Annotated in this window: 15 protein-coding genes; 6 read left to right on the top strand and 9 right to left on the bottom strand. The window is 39.0% G+C overall.

Annotated elements, in window-relative coordinates:
• Position 1 precedes the first annotated feature (1 nt).
• Positions 2–574, top strand: coding sequence for an SCO family protein (locus MKY34_RS10485; protein WP_342515108.1), 573 nt, complete (start codon positions 2–4; stop codon positions 572–574).
• A 92-nt stretch (positions 575–666) separates the two neighbouring features.
• On the opposite strand, the gene MKY34_RS10480 is transcribed toward MKY34_RS10485, so the two are convergent.
• The 4 genes from MKY34_RS10480 to garR all read right to left on the bottom strand — a co-directional run bounded on the left by MKY34_RS10480 (position 667) and on the right by garR (position 5,282).
• Entirely contained in the window at positions 667–1,989 is a 1,323-nt protein-coding gene (locus tag MKY34_RS10480; protein ID WP_342515107.1) for a gluconate:H+ symporter, read from the bottom strand.
• A gap of 75 nt (positions 1,990–2,064) precedes the next feature.
• Positions 2,065–2,901, bottom strand: coding sequence for a class II fructose-bisphosphate aldolase (locus MKY34_RS10475; protein WP_342515106.1), 837 nt, complete (start codon positions 2,899–2,901; stop codon positions 2,065–2,067).
• 38 nt (positions 2,902–2,939) lie between these two features.
• On the bottom strand, positions 2,940–4,385 hold the full coding sequence (locus MKY34_RS10470) for a four-carbon acid sugar kinase family protein (RefSeq protein ID WP_342515105.1): 1,446 nt from the start codon (positions 4,383–4,385) through the stop codon (positions 2,940–2,942).
• Between the two features lie 3 nt (positions 4,386–4,388).
• On the bottom strand, positions 4,389–5,282 hold the full coding sequence (gene garR / locus MKY34_RS10465; RefSeq protein ID WP_342515104.1) for a 2-hydroxy-3-oxopropionate reductase: 894 nt from the start codon (positions 5,280–5,282) through the stop codon (positions 4,389–4,391).
• Between the two features lie 235 nt (positions 5,283–5,517).
• Between garR and MKY34_RS10460 the strand changes: the two genes are divergently transcribed.
• Positions 5,518–6,159: a GntR family transcriptional regulator gene (locus MKY34_RS10460; RefSeq protein ID WP_342515103.1), complete on the top strand. Its 642-nt coding sequence runs from the start codon at positions 5,518–5,520 to the stop codon at positions 6,157–6,159.
• A gap of 564 nt (positions 6,160–6,723) precedes the next feature.
• Here MKY34_RS10460 and MKY34_RS10455 read toward each other — a convergent pair.
• Positions 6,724–7,365, bottom strand: a complete 642-nt coding sequence (locus MKY34_RS10455; RefSeq protein ID WP_342515102.1) for a VTT domain-containing protein — start codon at positions 7,363–7,365, stop codon at positions 6,724–6,726.
• A 197-nt stretch (positions 7,366–7,562) separates the two neighbouring features.
• On the opposite strand from MKY34_RS10455, the gene MKY34_RS10450 reads away from it, so the two are divergent.
• From MKY34_RS10450 to MKY34_RS10440, 3 genes are all read left to right on the top strand, one after another.
• A complete protein-coding gene (locus tag MKY34_RS10450) occupies positions 7,563–8,387 on the top strand; it encodes a GNAT family N-acetyltransferase (RefSeq protein ID WP_342515101.1) in 825 nt (274 codons plus the stop codon).
• Between the two features lie 770 nt (positions 8,388–9,157).
• Positions 9,158–9,454: a hypothetical protein gene (locus tag MKY34_RS10445; protein WP_342515100.1), complete on the top strand. Its 297-nt coding sequence runs from the start codon at positions 9,158–9,160 to the stop codon at positions 9,452–9,454.
• Positions 9,455–9,532: 78 nt separating this feature from the next.
• The gene (locus MKY34_RS10440) at positions 9,533–9,853 is read left to right on the top strand and encodes a general stress protein (RefSeq protein ID WP_342515099.1); all 321 of its coding nucleotides are present in this window, start codon (positions 9,533–9,535) and stop codon (positions 9,851–9,853) included.
• Between the two features lie 304 nt (positions 9,854–10,157).
• On the opposite strand, the gene MKY34_RS10435 is transcribed toward MKY34_RS10440, so the two are convergent.
• The 4 genes from MKY34_RS10435 to MKY34_RS10420 form a co-directional block, all read right to left on the bottom strand.
• Positions 10,158–11,516 (bottom strand): arsenic transporter, encoded by a 1,359-nt coding sequence (locus MKY34_RS10435; RefSeq protein ID WP_342515098.1) that lies wholly within the window; start codon positions 11,514–11,516, stop codon positions 10,158–10,160.
• A gap of 420 nt (positions 11,517–11,936) precedes the next feature.
• Positions 11,937–12,614 carry a DUF2642 domain-containing protein gene (locus tag MKY34_RS10430; RefSeq protein WP_342515097.1) on the bottom strand — a complete coding sequence of 226 codons (678 nt, stop codon included), beginning with the start codon at positions 12,612–12,614 and terminating at the stop codon, positions 11,937–11,939.
• Between the two features lie 93 nt (positions 12,615–12,707).
• Positions 12,708–14,126 carry a DUF2642 domain-containing protein gene (locus tag MKY34_RS10425; protein WP_342515096.1) on the bottom strand — a complete coding sequence of 473 codons (1,419 nt, stop codon included), beginning with the start codon at positions 14,124–14,126 and terminating at the stop codon, positions 12,708–12,710.
• A 68-nt stretch (positions 14,127–14,194) separates the two neighbouring features.
• Entirely contained in the window at positions 14,195–14,686 is a 492-nt protein-coding gene (locus tag MKY34_RS10420) for a hypothetical protein (RefSeq protein WP_342515095.1), read from the bottom strand.
• A 344-nt stretch (positions 14,687–15,030) separates the two neighbouring features.
• Here MKY34_RS10420 and MKY34_RS10415 point away from each other — a divergent pair, with 344 nt between their 5' ends.
• Positions 15,031–15,465 carry a hypothetical protein gene (locus tag MKY34_RS10415; protein WP_342515094.1) on the top strand — a complete coding sequence of 145 codons (435 nt, stop codon included), beginning with the start codon at positions 15,031–15,033 and terminating at the stop codon, positions 15,463–15,465.
• The last annotated feature ends 55 nt before the right edge of the window (positions 15,466–15,520 follow it).

The raw sequence follows: 15,520 nt of genomic DNA, 5'->3' as shown, positions 1-15,520 counted from the left end.
TATGAAGAAAACACTATATGTAGGCGCTGTTCTTGTTTTAGTCGGACTACTGGCCGCCTGTAGTTCCCAATCTCCACATAGCCAGCAAATTGCCGACTTTTCATTCACCAATCAAGATGGACAACCTTTTGGTACGGATGAGTTAGCAGGAAAAGTATGGATTGCCGACTTTATCTTCACAAAATGTGATACTGTCTGTCCACCAATGACAGTTGAAATGGCAAATTTGCAAAAGACTTTAAAAGAGCAGGACATCGACGTCGAGTTCGTGTCCTTCACAGTCGACCCTCAAATCGACTCACCCAACGTACTCAAACAATATATCCAACAGTTTTCAGACGACGAATCAAACTGGAACTTGTTGACGGGCTATTCCCAAGAAGATATTAATACATTTGCGCGAGAGCAATTTCAAACCATTGTGCAAAAACCAGCCTCTTCCAACCAAGTGCTACATGGCACGAACTTTTATTTAATTGATAGGGATGGGCGTATTGTCAAAGAATACAATTACATCGAGCCAGCATATGTCGATGACATGATTCGTGACATCAAAAGAATGAGTAAATCCTAATGCGAGTAACCACTAAAGATATTTCCACGATTGATTTGCTCAAAAACACTAAAACACCTCCAATAACTGAATAGTTATCGAAGGTGTTTTAATTATGATATGAACATGTTAAGAAGTAAAACCCCTGCTAATCCTACTACGGACAGAATCGTTACCATGACTGACCATGTTTTAAGCGTTTTTCCGATTGAAAGATTGAAGTACTCTTTGTAAATCCAGAATCCTGCATCATTTACATGGGAGAACGTAATACTACCCGCACCAGCGGCTAAAACCATTAGTTCTGGGCTAACGCCAGTCATTCCAACTAGAGGTGCTGCAATACCAGCAGCAGTCATACCAGCAACAGTAGCAGAACCGACCGCTACGCGTAAGATCGCAGCGATTAACCATGTTAGCAGTAACGGAGATAGCGTCGAGCCCGCCATGATATCTGCAATGTATTGGTCAATGTGGCTATCAATAAGCACTTGTTTAAATGCACCACCAGCGGCAATAATAAGGAGTATCATCGCAATTCCAGCGACAGCCTCCGTAACAGATTGCATAATTTCTTGCATTTTTCTTCCTCGATTGAGACCAAATGTAAAGAATGCAAGAATTACAGACAGTAGCAATGCGACATTGGCATTACCAATAAAGTCAAAGAACGGCATCATTGCTGATTCTGGCATAGCAATCTGGACAATTACTTGAGAAGCAATCAAAATGACCGGCATTAAAGATGTTAAAAGACTCGTAGCAAAGCTTGGCATTTCTTCCTCTTTAAATTCTTTCGGATTGAATAACCCTTTAGGTATATCAACTTCCAAATCTTCTTTTTTGAACAGCTTCGTAAATAACAGGCCACCAATAATAATGGCAGGAATCGCTATGATAATTCCATAAATCAATGTCTTTCCGATATTCGCCTCAAATACACTAGCAACCGCAGTTGGTCCTGGGTGTGGCGGAACAAACCCATGCATTGTAATAAGAGCTGCAATAACAGGCATTCCAATGTACAAGACAGGCACTCCAGCTGCTGTAGCGATCGTAAATACTAAAGGTATTAAAACGACCACTCCTGTTTCGAAAAACAGTGCAATCCCGACAACCGAAGCTGTCAGTACAGCGGCTAGTTGAACTCTCTTTTTCCCGAATGATTTGATAAGCGTCATGGCAATTCGTTGTGCCCCGCCTGAATCTGTCATCAATTTACCAAGAATCGCACCAAAAATGATAATCATCGTCAGGCTTCCGAGTGTTCCGCCTAAACCACTTTGGACGGATGCCATTGCATCAAGTGGCGGCATTCCTTCTAATATCCCTACTGCTAGTGCAACAAGAACTAAAGAGATAAACGCATTTAATTTAAAAACAATCATTAATAGAAGTAAGAGAGCAACTCCTACACAGACAGATACTATCGGCATCTTACTCTGTCCCCATTTCGTTTAGTTTAGTTTTTTACGTCTTCAAATCGTACTATGTAAACCGGATGATTGTTGTTAGCGATTTGCAAACAACCGAACGAATTTAGTCATTACAGGTTCCATAGCCTGTTGCATGTCCGCCATTACAGTGGAAAGGTGGACCATTTGTTTGTTTTCAAAAGCATGCTGTAAATAGGACACGGCAGCCATCGATACTTCCGTGTTCACATTGACCTTACATATTCCGAGTTGGACAGCCTGTGTAATAACTGAATCAGGTGTGCCCGATCCTCCATGGAGGACAAGTGGAACATCAACAGCCTGCTGAATTCTTTCTAAAAGAGGCAAATCAATTTTAGGCTCTCCCTTGTACATTCCGTGAACAGTACCGATAGCTGCAGCTAAAAAGTCTACACCTGTCGTGTCAACAAAGTCTTTCGCGGACTGCGGATCCGTCAATGTGCCGTCTCCCTCTTCCTCGTCGGAAAAATCACCTTTTGCTAAAGAACCTATTTCAGCCTCAACAGACACACCTGCCATATGAGCAATTTCCACTATTTCTTTTGTACGGCGAATATTTTCATCTAAATCATAGGCCGACCCGTCAAACATAACAGACGTGAAACCACAACGAATGGCACGAATAATCGATTCTTTTTCATATGCATGATCCAGATGGAGCGCTACAGGGACAGCAGACTTTTCAGCCAATGCTTTCACAAAAGCTGCAAACCCTTCCACATCAACCGTTGGAAAATAACGTTCTCCTAACGCGATAATGACTGGTTGATTTTCCCGTTCGGCAACATGTATTGCTACTTGAACCGTTTCTAAATTGTATACATTAAAGGCTGCTACAGCGTATTTTTCTTGCTGCGCATGCTGTAAAATCTTTTTCGTATTGATTAACATGTAAAATGGCCCCCTCGCCGAACTTGATAAACAATGGATTAGTTGTTCAAAATATCAACCGTATCTTTCAATGTTGTAACCGCCCCGACATTCCCCGGGAAAATAATATACGCCATTCCTGGGAACTTGCTTTCTTCTCCCGTCACCCATACAGGAATTCCAGGTTGGATTTGACCAGCTACTGTTGCTCTTTTTACTTGCAGCCCTTTTGTTCCAATATCACTAGACGTAATGCCGCCTTTGGCAACAATGTAATTAGGACGTACAGTTAAGCGTTGCACGATACTTGTGACCGCATCTGAAATTTTTACGGATAGTTTTAACTCTTCTTCTTTTTTGCCTTCACCAAGATCCAATCTTTCACGTCTTGTGTACACCGTAACTGTTTTACCAGAGCGAATAAAATTCTCGGTTGTTTCAATCACTCGATCTATCTCTTCTTGGAACTTGTCTGGTTGTAGCACAAGATGGCTATCAAATTCAATGAATTCGATGAAATCACCTGTTTTCAATACTTCGAGTTGTTCCGTCGTCTTTTTAACATGCGATCCCACAAGAATTAATCCACCATGATTCGTTTCTTCTTGAATCAATTCTTCTCTCTTTAATAGTGCTTTATCACTTACTCCACCCATTACTTTCGTAAGCGCGGCTGCACTTCGGAACATGAATTGTTTCCCGGACTTCATAGCTTTAATAAGGGCGATAACAAAAACTTCCACATCTACGTAGTCGACTGCATTCACGACTACTTTGTTGAAATCACTCACTTGAAGCAATTGGTTTGTGATTGTTTCAATATCAAGCGTTCTTAAGCTTTCCAGTGAAATATACGTCGTATTTTCAGCTTTAAATGCACCCTTTGTTTGTTCCTCAACCCACTCACCTAAATGAGACGATGAATAGCCAAACGTTCTGTCTTTCGCAAATTCTGTTTCACCAGCAGGCACCAAATACTCTTCATATTGCACATAGTGAATATTGTCGACTGTATAGCGACCTCCTTCTTTGAAAAATGGCAAAATCACTTCACCGTCATATTGGATGTCTAAAGCAGCTTCAATCGTCCCTTTCAACACTTCTGTTTCAAGAGGATAATGACCTCTTAACGTCGAATCTCCACGGCTAATGACAATGAATTCTTTGTTCTGTTTTTTCGCCGCTTCTACAATATTTGTAGCGATTTTGGTATGTGCTTTTTCTGTTTCAGCAGCCGTAAATCCTCTAGAATTCGTCAGAATAAAAAACATGGCGTTTTCTTCTTCAAACCCTCGCTCCAAACTTTCTACTGACCAATCTGTGTAAACAGAAATGCCATGAACAGTTTGAACACCCGTTGGATCATCGTCTAGCACAATGATTTTTTTATTCAAATCAACGAGTTCATTCGTAAGCATCTTTCGCACAGCTTGTGTATCGACTGCTTGAATATTCCCTAAAACCTCTTGGACCAATCTCTTTTCTTTACTGCCAATTGTAGTCATGTATTAAACTCTCCCAACTGTCACGTTTGCTAGTTTTTCATAATATTGAACAATTCCACCATGGTCATCCGCAGCTTTACCGTCCACTTTTAACGCATGGAAAATTTCCAACAAATGACTAGAAAGAGGCATTGGAACACCAACACTATGCGCTGTTTCCATTACATTTGTGATGTCTTTCAAATTAATATCAATTCTTCCACCAGCCACGAAGTTACGATCAAGAATTAATGGCACTTTTGCATCTAGCACGGCACTTCCTGCTAATCCGCCTCTAATCGCTTGGTACATTTTTTCTACATCGATGCCCGATTTTGCCGCTAATACCAAAGCTTCAGACATAGCAGCAATATTTAAGTTTACGATGACTTGGTTCGCTAATTTCGCAGTCGTGCCGCTTCCATTTCCACCGACTAATGTGATTTCGGATCCCATCGCAGCTAATACATCCTTCACTTGCTCAAACACTTCTTCTTTTCCACCGACCATGATTGCAAGTGTTGCATCTTTTGCTTTTGGTTCTCCACCACTAACAGGAGCATCTAGCATTTCTACTCCTTGTTTTTCTGCGATTTCCGCAATCTCTTTTGACACAACTGGCGAAATCGAACTCATATCAATAATCACTGTGCCTTTTTTAGCGCCACTAAGTACACCATTTTCACCTAAAACAACTTGTTGCACATGATGAGAAGCTGGTAGCATCGTAATGACAACGTCACTATTCTCGGCGATGCTCTTTGCAGAATCCGCTGCTTTTGCCCCCACACCAACTAAAGTTTGTACCGCCTCTTTATTTAAATCGTTCACCATTACTTCATAGCCTTTAGCCACCAAATTCAACGCCATAGGTTTCCCCATGATCCCTAAACCAATAAAACCAACTTTTTTCACCATCATAACTCCTCCTAATCGACTTAGTTTTACCTATTTATCGTGTGAGATACGTTTATTTCCCTTGCAACCGTTTTCAACGTTTTTAACAATTTGATTGTATACCAATAACTTATTTTTGTATACATTTTAATTTTATTTGTGTACAAAAATCCATTAAAAACAAGTTTCCCTTTCATTCCCCCAGTATTTTTGATAAGTTAATGTAATTAGGTTGAACGAAATAGGAGTGAACAAAGTGACTCAAAACAATAATAAGTCTCGCTCTGCTTCCCACCAAGCATATGAAGTAATTCGTGATCGAATCTTAAATGGTGATTTACCGGGCGGTACAAAAATCGTAGAAGAAAAATTAGCAACAGAGCTAGGGATTAGCCGAACACCGATTAGAGAAGCCCTACGACAATTAGGTCACGAAGGGCTTGTCGTCAATAAAAAAGTGGTCCAACCTACAGAAAAAGATCTCCGTAACCTTTTTCAATTACGAAGTCTTTTAGAGGGTTCCGCAGCGAAATCAGCAGCAACCTATTTACCCGTGGAAGATTTAACCTCACTTTCTAATTGCATTCAAATAGGAAGAGATGGCGCACCAGAGGAAATAATGGCGGCCAATGAACGCTTTCACAAAATTATCGTTCAAGCCAGCGGCAATTCCCTAATGATCGATACAATTGATCGCATGAAATCCATTATCTATCTTTTTCGAAAAACCGTTGTGCTCTACAATCGCCCACGCTTAATTGATGAACACGAGGAAATTTATGAGGCGATTAAAGCTAGGGACGGGGAAAAAGCGAAACAATTAATGGAATCCCACCTTCAAGAGGATTTAGATTTTTGCCTACATATATTAAGAAGTTCTAGCAATGGTCGTCTATAAATACACGCCTGTTGATTAACCATTTACTTGTATAAAACATTATTAGTGAGAAATACTTTACATCTTCACTTTCACTGAATAATTACCAGTCCGCTTTCGGCACATGATTTACGACAGCTTTAGGGAAGGAATCAATTCCTCCTGCTTGAAGGGCGAGTATGACAAAGGCTTTAACGGCCGAAATTGTATCTTTGGCCGCCACTCTACGTAAAGAGTCAGTAATTCTTTCTTCCCAAAAAGCATTCTCACTTTGTGTACTTATCTCCCTGGAGCTCGACGGATGAACAATCATCAGACGATTATCGGAAAAAAATGTGTAGGGATGTGACGAAGTCGCATCCCTACACATAGAAATACCTCGATAATCATGTAGAAATTGTTCGATCCAAAGCGATTCGAAATCAATTGTATACAAAGTGCCTAGTGCATAATTTAGTTATTCTTTGGCTAATCAACAGACATGCTATAAATAATAAGCGGCATGCAAAAATAGCCCTTACACTCTTTTATAAAAAAGAGCGTAAGGGCTATTTTATTCTAACCTTTACAGGTAGATATTTCTTATTATTTCTGCAAACGGGCCTTTGCAAAGCCAATAATCGCAGGAAGCACAGATATAAAAATAATTAATAGCAGAACTGTTGAAAAATTCTCTTTAATAATCGGGATATTTCCGAAAAAATAACCTGCCATCGTACAAATTCCTACCCAGAGAGCAGCACCCACAATATTATAAAATAAGAAATAACCGTAGTTCATGCGGCTAGCCCCTGCGACAAAAGGGATAAATGTACGAACAAACGGCATAAAACGGGCAATGACAATTGTTTTACCGCCGTGTCGATTAAAGAAATTCTCTGCTTTCCTCATTTTCTCTTGATCGATGACTCGCCCAATGAAACTGTTGGGAGAAATCGAAGTTCCCACTTTTTTACCGATTTGATAATTCACCGTATCCCCTATGACAGCCGCCGAAAAGAGGACGATGAGAAGAAGCACAATGTTAAACGCGCCAAGCGCAGCGAGCGCTCCTCCTGCAAACAGTAACGAATCTCCCGGTAGAAAAGGAAAAATAACAATCCCTGTTTCAACAAAAACGATTAAAAACAAAATCGCGTACGACCAAGAACCAAACTGTTGAATAATTTCGACCAAATGTTGATCGATATGCAAGATAAAGCTGATTAAGTTCTGAATGATTGTCATATATGTACTCTCTTTCAATATTATTCGTCAGAGCATCTGACTGAATTGACCTTATTCATCATACTTCTTTCCTTGAAAGTTGTCACGAAACAACCAAAGTATTTCCTCCTATATCTCCATAAATCCCACCTTTGAACTAACCACGTCCTCATTTTTTTGTATATAGTAATAGTAGCTTATGATAATGGAGGGAAAACATGCTAACGAACGAGCAATTACATGCAATTGCAGCACTTCAAAAAGAATGTCAACAAGCCGATGATCTTCATCTAAAGCTCAACTGGGACATGCTACGCCAAAGGGATGATCATTCTATGGATTTCTTCTATGAAGAGAACGGCGAACTCATCGCTTACCTGGCTCTTTATGGATTTGGTACTTCAGTAGAAGTATGTGGCATGGTCAAGCCAAGCGCAAGAAGGAGGCAGCACTTTTCTACGCTTTGGCAAACAGCACGTCAAACAATTGAAGAAAAAGGATTTAGCAAAATTCTATTGAATGCGCCCGCCCCTTCTACGTCCGCCAAAGCATGGTTGACTGCGCAATCATGCACATACGACTTTTCCGAATTTCAACTGAAGTGGCACCAACAACCGATTGAAGCAAGCAACGACGTCCTGTTACGGAAATCCCGGCTAGAGGACACCGACTTTGCAGTACAACTTGATATGCTCGCATTCAATATGAGCGAAGCAGATGCACGACTTCATCAGGAAGAAATTCAAGACGGACCGAATGAACAACACTTTATCATCGTCGCTGAAGGCCAAGACATCGGCAAAATCCGTGTTAGCAATACGGACGGAGAAGCCTATATTTATGGGTTTGCTATTTTACCGGAATATCAAGGCAAAGGTTACGGCGGCAAAACCCTTTGTAATATCGTCAAGCAAGAACACGAAGCTGGGCGCAGCATTTTACTTGATGTCGAGACCAAAAACATGCACGCTCTTGGACTCTACGAAAAAATCGGCTTCAAGATTGTCCAAGGACAAGATTATTATTTATGGCATTCAGTATAAAATTGTGTAGAAATATAGATTCATCCCTTTAAAAAACGCTACCTATCAAAAAAAGTTCCCTATTAAGTGAATTATACTCGCCTGTCGATTAGTCAAAAAATAATTATATTATGTACGAAGCACTTTGGAGGGAACAATTTCTATACGATTATCGAGAAAAATGTATGGCGCCTGCTCATCCGTCGCGCTTCAAAATCTTCAGAATATAAAGTGCAAATCCTTTTTGGGAAGAAAGAATTTCTGACTCTTTACCTAGAGCGGCTGCCAAAGATACAATTTTGGCAGCTGAAGCTTTTGTAATGGTCTTTTCCATTGTTATTGTAGGAAAGGGTTCACTTTCCTACTAGGCTTTCTATATTCAGGTGCCTAAAACTTGCTACAAGTTAAAAAAGGGACGCATTGTTCAATGTACAAGAGTGCCCGAAATTTCATCTTCGGGCACTTACATTTTCTATAGAAAATTATCTATTCTTTTCTTTCCAAGCAACTACATTTTTTACTTAACGATTGGAGGGACGCAACAGGTACCGCTTCACAACAGCATTATGAAAACGATTATGTCTAGAAACGACGCAGTCATTTCTAGACATAATCGCCCCTCGAACAGGAGGAATTAATTCCTTCCCTAAAGCTGTCATGAATCATATACCGAAAGCGGACCAGAAACCGTTCAGTGAAATGAAGATATTAGCATTCTTTATCCACCAAACCTGTTATACTATGCATATCTATTTTCCTTCTTGGACATCTTAACAGCGGAGGGATCCACTATGCATGAAGTAAATCATCAAGTTGTCTGCACCCTCACGTATCATTTAGTCGAAAAAATTACAGGGTGGTATGGACAAACTACAAATCGTACAGTACATCGTATTCAGTTATATACCGATACAATTTCAACCGCCAAAAACACATTCAAATTAGAACATGTGCATGATATGTCCTATAAACCATTCTCCAGTGGGGCTGGATTATTTTATTTGCATACGAGCCAAGGCGTATTTATGTTTGAAGTCGAGGCTAATCCGTCCACCTTCATTCAAGCGTACAAAAAATTACGCAGCTAATTTCTCTTCTCAAAGTGTTTTATATCGTATCTTACATGGCAAAGATAGATACGACACATCATTGGGAGGGATTTTCACATGACAATCAAAAAAACTGTAGAAAATGCAGTACAAGCAAAAAAGGAAATTGAAGATTTGGTCACGCAAGGCTATACCCATGACGATATCTACCTGTTTGCACATGATAAAAAAAGAGGCAATCACATTACCGATGCCCTCGACACAGAAACTGTCAGTATGAAAGACCAAGGCTTCTTCCAAAGCATGAAAAATATGTTTACTTCCCGCGGCGATGAGCTGCGCAGCAAAATGGAAGTAGCGGGCTTATCGAAGGCCGAAGCTGCGATTGCTGAAGAAGAACTCGATCAGGGTAAACTCATCATCGTTGCGAAGAAATAACCCATAATTACCAAATCCCATTCCCTAGGCGAATGGGATTTGGGATTTCCCGTCTTTTCGTAAAGCCGATATGTATGTAATGTAATAAATGATTCTTTGCAGCTTAGGCGGACTACATAAGACGTTATTAATATTAGGTTCGTTTATTAATTTCTAGACTCTCCATAAGATTTAATTAGAACTTTATAATAGATGGAAACCTGTACTGATCCTCCGGGAAAAAATTCATAATGTTAGCAGGAAATAGTTCTTTTCTGAACATTTCCCGCTTAACTTCTCTGATAAAATTGGATATCCCGATATTTCATTGGGCAAAAATCATTTGCACCCAAAAATAAAGCAATGTCAATGTGACGATTGTTGTTATTGGAATGACAATCAGGGAGACGCTTAAATAATCTTTCCAAGCAATCTTTATCTTATTGTTCCTTAGAATATGCATCCAAATAAGAGAAGCTAGTGTCCCAATTGGCAACAGCAATGATCCCATATCACTCCCAATAATATTTGCAAGATAGATGGTCTTTAATGTAATCGGATCTAACCCCATCTCCGTTAAGGTAATCGTCCCAATCATTAAAGCCGGATGATTATTAAAGAGGTTAGACAGTACCGAAACTAATCCTCCCATGATAAAACTCGCCTGGAATAGCCCCTGATTCACAATAGGTTCACACAATTTCACTAATAACGCTGTAAGTCCCACGTTATGCAGACCGAATATAATCACGTACATAGAGAAGGCAAAAATAAGAATGTGCCAAGGGGTTTTCTTTAAGATGTCCACTGGGTTCGTCCGCAAATGATACCATCTCCATACGAGCAAAACGACCGATCCAAGAACCGCAACAATTTCAATGGGAATGTTGACATACGATGCAACAAAAAGGAGACAACGCATAACGAAAACAAACAGCAATACCTTCAACATAAATTTAGTACGTTGTTGTTTTTTCTCAACAGAAATCGTTGTTTTTAATGGGTGAAAACTTTTCGTGAAAAAGGATTCTTCCACATCCATTATGGAATCTGGTAAAGTTTTCGGTAGTTTCTTCCTTACTACGATATACATCAACCCAGACATAAATACCAATCCCAAGGTCGCTGGGACAAACATCATTGCTGTATGCATCCAGAGCGACATTTCAACGATATTCAATGCAATCAGGTTAACAATATTACTAACTCCAATAGGTGCACTTGACGCGGTTGCAATGAGTGCACCACTTAGTAAGTACGGAATTTGTTGATGCGGTTTTAACTGTATATTTTTTAGTAGTAAAATTAAAATCGGTGTCGTAATTAAGATACTTCCATCGTTATTAAATAATAGTGTCATCAAAAAACAGAGTAACTGGATATACCAATATAAACGATGACCTGAACCTCTCGACAAACTCGCAAGTCTTGCGGCTGCCCAGTGAAAAAAACCGAAACTCTCTAATATAACAGCCATGACAATCGTTGCGATAATGGTTATGGATGCCCCCCCAATCTTACTGATGATATCCATGACGTCTGCTTGTGACACGATCCCCGCTAACAGAATGATTGCAGCTCCAATTGCCGCTGGCCACGCCTCATTCATTCCTCTAGGTCTCCAAAATATGACTAACATAGTCGTAAGGAATACCAAACCTGAGATTACAACCTGATAACTCATACATATACCATTTCCTTTCTTCTCAATTGAATAATAGCTTGTTCGTTGATTGTCCGTTTCCTTGTATGTATATTCACATCGAGCAACAAGGAACGAGATGTTTGTCCACCCAGACTAAAATGTATACTTGTTCATGCCATAATTTTTTTATTGAAATCACCTTATATTTCTATGCAAAAATAAACACGTAAAAAGATGCCTGACATATGTCATGCTGCTTTTTACGTGTTCATATTGTCGAGACTCCCACAAATCACATTCATTCAATCTTGTTAAGCAAGTCCTAAAAAAAGTTGGCTGTCGATAATTTCTCGTCAGCCTGAAAAGAGGTCTTCCTTTCAAGTAAATATTTTTCCTATTTATTCCGCATAAATTAAATCCAAGTTAAATATTGTTCAACATTTTATGATCACAATGGATTCACACCTGATGTAGCGTTTTAATATGATCTATGTTCAAAAAAATAGACTGTGTTCTTGCTGTTTGAACCTCAACAATTTGTGCTTCGACATTATTTATCTTTCCTACATAGCTTTTATTCCCACCAATATTTAATACAACGATTTTATTCTTGATCTTTCCAACTTGAACTTCCAAGGTATTTGCCAACGATTCATCATTCGGCTGAAATGAGAAGCTCTGGTTATCCAATCCGTAAGGTCTTTCATTTTGCGCATATGGAATTAACCATTTAAGATGATTTAATGAGATATACATCGTTTTATAAATGGGTGATTGAAATACAACATAGTTATCCATAATACTCGTAATATATCCATGTAAAGGTTGAGCACCTGTTACATAGATTTCAACAAATTTCCCTTTTGCTTGTGTAAGAACCTCTCCAAAAGACAATGCCTCTTTACTTTCTTCTGCAACGATGCTCGGGAACTCCGTTGGGGCCTTTATATCGTTTTCATTGTTACGATCAGCCCAAAAACGTTGGATATGAACGATGGGGACGTATACAAAATCTGCCCCATTAAAAAGCACAATCATGTCGCTGCCTACGTCAAGAACAGTACCGCTAATTAGTTTCTTTCCGGAAATTTCAATTTGAATCACTTCATTAATTAGACTTTGAATAATTGTATTCAAGCCTACAACTCCTTTCTAACTTATTTTCAAAATTACTGCTGCAATGATGAGATGTAGAGATTAATTCTTCTTGCCTAAATTGTTAGTTTATCGTCAGTCTCTCAATTGCTGGTACATCTTTTCTGCATGCTTCATTAGCGCAGCATATTGTTTTTCTAACATTGTTCTTTCTTCTTGTGAGCTTATTTCCCCTTCAAGTATATGAACATTGTTTTTCTCCTCAAATTCAATGTTTGTCTCTAGGTATGATTGATTATATTCAGAACGATGTTCCATCCGAATCGAACTTTCTTCCGCATGCTTCATTAGAGCATAGTATTGTTTCTCTAACATTGCTTTTTCTTCTTTTAGGCTGTTTTTTTTTGTGATTGGATTGGTACTAGTTGATTCAATCAGCTCAGATTTTTCATCTAAAATGCAAAAGTCCTCATCGTTTTCCATCTCCATTGACTCGCCGCCATGTATTGGAGGATCACTTTCCTCATTGGAATTGTTTTGATCCATCATTGCTAGTTGCTCATCTTTAATGGTGCTCCATTCAGTTAGAAGTATTCTTTTCTCGTTATGCCTAGGCTGGGATTCAGTAGAGGTAAGTTGCTCTTCGCTACTAGTACTTTTAGCAGATTCTAAAACACCCTCGTAATCCACTTTCTCATCGCGGCATATTTCTTGCAAGTCTTCTTCTAACGATACATCCAACCACTCTTTAGATTTCTCATTTATTAATGAAATGAAGTCTTGAATACTTTTTTTGTGACCAGTTTTCACATATTCATTCTTTTCATCTTCTAGTATTTCTCCTGTAAACGTCTCTATCATAGGAGCTTTACTATTTTCTTCTACTTCACTATTGTTTGTTGTTTTTATATGATTGTCAGCGCCCTGCTCCGCTTGTAGGACAGCTAGTAATTTTTCTTCCAGAGAAGAGTCAGACTGCTCTTTTGCTTCATCATCCAAATTAGTGTCGGATTCTTGAATGGCTTCTTCTTCCCCACTCGTTGCATGTTGTTCATTTATTTCAAGTAAGCCCTTACTAATGGTGGAATTTTGAGTTGCCGATTGTTCCTGATTATTTATGAATATGATATCCTCTTCTGATATTGTGCTATAAATGTTGGCTATATAGGACTTTGGGATATAAAGTTGTTCCGCATTGTTTATTATCATGACGTGATCTTCAGATATTCTACTTAACACCCCGGTAATCTCCAGATTACTTAAACTATTAATGGTCACCCAGGTATACCTAAAGGCTCTCAATACATCTACTAAGTAATTTTTGTTAAGATAGGGAACAATTTCGGACGAAATGCAAAAGTCTTTAGCATTCCTTGAAAGTGCTTGAATATGCTGGAGTGCAAAATAAAAAACGTTTTGGTTCACATGCACAACAATATGGTCTTCTTTAACATCTAACAAAATTCCTTCAATTAATTGATTGTCACCAAGGACCAAACCAATCTTCATGTCTTTAAGGTCGCCTACTGCTTTTTTAAAGTTTTGCTCTTGCAATTTTGGGGCGCCTCCTTCATAGAATATCGTCGCTTCTTACCAACAGAAGCGACGAATACATCTTATAGCTATTTTGAGTCTTTTTGTTTATTGCTTTCCTTTTCTTGATTATTTCCCTTAGCTTTATTTCCTTTTTCAACTTTTATTCCGTAGCTTATGTTACGAACATGGAACATAGAGAGATTTACAATTTCTTCATTTGATACAATTGTTATAAAATCATCATTAACCACATCCATTACACCCTCCAGTGTTTCTGGTCCACCACGGTTAATTTTCACCCATCGATACCTTAACTTTTCCACAACACTCCTAAAATTTTCAGCTTTTATATAATCAAAGCTCCTCGGAATGTCAAAGTTCAATTGCGGTTCATTTTTCGCATTAACAGTCAGGCTCTTGATATGGTGGGTATTATAATAAATAACCCCATCGTCTTCGGTAAGTAATGTAAAGTGATCTTCAGCTGCTGCCAATAGCTTTCCAACTCGGGATTCCGGTCCTCCTCTATCGACTTTAACTACTCTATCCACTAAAGACAGTATCATTTCCTGATTCATAGTCATCTAACCTCCATTTTTAGTATCCTAGTATCTATATGTGCCTTAGGGAGAGAGAGTAGTGGTCATTAGCCTACTTTAGATTAATTAGTCAAGTACTTTTAAAATCCGATTTTCCAATTGACGTTAAACAAGCATTTTTCATCCGTATCATAATGTATGCAGGCACCTGATAATATTCTTTTGGTTAACAGTACCTCAGTACTATAGAGACCTAATAGAATCTCCACCTGCTAAATAATGCAACCAAGTGTACGCTACACTGCCGTAACTTAACTGCCGACACAGTAAAAAGATTATTGAATACAATGGTATGAAACATTTATTCAAAGGAGGGTTTTTCTATGCCAAAGGGAAAAAAAGCTCGTACTCGTCGTACAACAACAGGAAATGCTTCGAAAGGTCATACTTCAACAGGCCATGTTTCAAAAGGCGATGCCTCGAAAGGTCATACTTCAACAGGCCATGTTTCAAAAGGAGATGCTTCGAAAGGTCATACTTCAACGGGCCATGTTTCAAAAGGAGATGCCTCGAAAGGTCATACTTCAAAAGGCCATGTTTCAAAAGGCGATGCTTCGAAAGGTCATACTTCAACGGGCCATGTTTCAAAAGGAGATGCCTCGAAAGGTCATACTTCAAAAGGCCATATTTCAAAAGGTGATGCTTCGAAAGGTCATACTTCAACAGACCATGTTTCAAAAGGCAATGCTTCGAAAGGTCATACTTCCACAGGTAACAAGGAGACTGGAGCACGTAAAGGTCGTCGTTCCCGAAGATAAATCAAATGACTCTGGCTTGATCAATTACCCACTGATCAAGCCAGAGTCATTAACA

Source organism: Sporosarcina sp. FSL K6-1522, from assembly GCF_038622445.1.
Lineage (GTDB): Bacteria > Bacillota > Bacilli > Bacillales_A > Planococcaceae > Sporosarcina.
Note: the sequence above shows the minus strand (reverse complement) of the source record. Positions and strands in the feature narration are given on the sequence as shown.

What these genes read in the sequence shown, in the direction of transcription:
- MKY34_RS10450 (WP_342515101.1), top strand. Translation starts at nt 7,563, where the DNA reads ATGCTAACGAACGAGCAATTACATGCAATTGCAGCACTTCAAAAAGAA.
- MKY34_RS10470 (WP_342515105.1), bottom strand. Translation starts at nt 4,385, where the DNA reads ATGACTACAATTGGCAGTAAAGAAAAGAGATTGGTCCAAGAGGTTTTA.
- MKY34_RS10420 (WP_342515095.1), bottom strand. Translation starts at nt 14,686, where the DNA reads ATGAATCAGGAAATGATACTGTCTTTAGTGGATAGAGTAGTTAAAGTC.
- MKY34_RS10440 (WP_342515099.1), top strand. Translation starts at nt 9,533, where the DNA reads ATGACAATCAAAAAAACTGTAGAAAATGCAGTACAAGCAAAAAAGGAA.
- MKY34_RS10445 (WP_342515100.1), top strand. Translation starts at nt 9,158, where the DNA reads ATGCATGAAGTAAATCATCAAGTTGTCTGCACCCTCACGTATCATTTA.
- MKY34_RS10415 (WP_342515094.1), top strand. Translation starts at nt 15,031, where the DNA reads ATGCCAAAGGGAAAAAAAGCTCGTACTCGTCGTACAACAACAGGAAAT.
- garR (WP_342515104.1), bottom strand. Translation starts at nt 5,282, where the DNA reads ATGGTGAAAAAAGTTGGTTTTATTGGTTTAGGGATCATGGGGAAACCT.
- MKY34_RS10480 (WP_342515107.1), bottom strand. Translation starts at nt 1,989, where the DNA reads ATGCCGATAGTATCTGTCTGTGTAGGAGTTGCTCTCTTACTTCTATTA.
- MKY34_RS10475 (WP_342515106.1), bottom strand. Translation starts at nt 2,901, where the DNA reads ATGTTAATCAATACGAAAAAGATTTTACAGCATGCGCAGCAAGAAAAA.
- MKY34_RS10435 (WP_342515098.1), bottom strand. Translation starts at nt 11,516, where the DNA reads ATGAGTTATCAGGTTGTAATCTCAGGTTTGGTATTCCTTACGACTATG.
- MKY34_RS10485 (WP_342515108.1), top strand. Translation starts at nt 2, where the DNA reads ATGAAGAAAACACTATATGTAGGCGCTGTTCTTGTTTTAGTCGGACTA.
- MKY34_RS10455 (WP_342515102.1), bottom strand. Translation starts at nt 7,365, where the DNA reads ATGACAATCATTCAGAACTTAATCAGCTTTATCTTGCATATCGATCAA.